The organism is Klebsiella sp. 4_1_44FAA (assembly GCF_000238715.1).
GTDB lineage: Bacteria > Pseudomonadota > Gammaproteobacteria > Enterobacterales > Enterobacteriaceae > Klebsiella > Klebsiella pneumoniae.
Window position 1 is genome coordinate 1 of the sequence record NZ_JH414850.1, and the last position, 767, is coordinate 767.

General features: G+C 53.8%; 1 pseudogene. It reads right to left on the reverse strand.

Features of this window, described 5'->3' with window-relative positions:
• Window positions 1–54 precede the first annotated feature (54 nt).
• Window positions 55–767 (reverse strand): annotated as a pseudogene (locus tag HMPREF1024_RS0127975) (IS5-like element IS903 family transposase); the annotation flags it as partial.

Here is a 767-nt window from a genome sequence, read left to right on the forward strand (position 1 = left end):
GGCTTGTTGAATAATCAGATTTCGGGTAAGTCTCCCCCGTAGCGGGTTGTGTTTTCAGGCAATACGCACGCTTTCAGGCATACCTGCTTTCGTCATTTTGTTCAGCGCTCGTACCAGGGCCATAGCCTCCGCAACCTGACCATCGTAGTCACGCAGCGTCAGTGAACCCCCGAACAGCTGTTTTACCCGGTACATCGCCGTTTCCGCTATCGAGCGACGGTTGTAATCTGTTGTCCATTTCCACCGCGCATTACTCCCGGTCATTCGCTGATTAGCCACTGCACGGTTACGGTCTGCATATTCACCGGGCCAGTAACCCGCACCTTTTCGGGGAGGGATAAGCGCGCTGATTTTCTTACGCCGCAGTTCATCGTGACATAGCCGGGTATCGTAAGCGCCATCGGCGGCGGCTGACCTGATTTTCCGGTGGGTTTGCCGGATAAGACCCGGGAAGGCTTCTGAGTCCGTCACATTGTTCAGCGACAGGTCAGCGCAGATGATTTCATGTGTTTTACTGTCAACGGCGAGATGCAGCTTACGCCAGATACGGCGGCGTTCCTGGCCATGCTTTTTGACTTTCCACTCGCCTTCACCGAAGACCTTCAGCCCGGTGGAATCAATCACCAGATGCGCGATTTCACCCCGGGTGAACGTTTTGAAACTGACATTAACCGACTTTGCGCGCTGCTGACACAGCTGTAATCCGGGCAGCGCAACGGAACATTCATCAGTGTAAAAATGGAATCAATAAAACCCTGTGCAGCCCC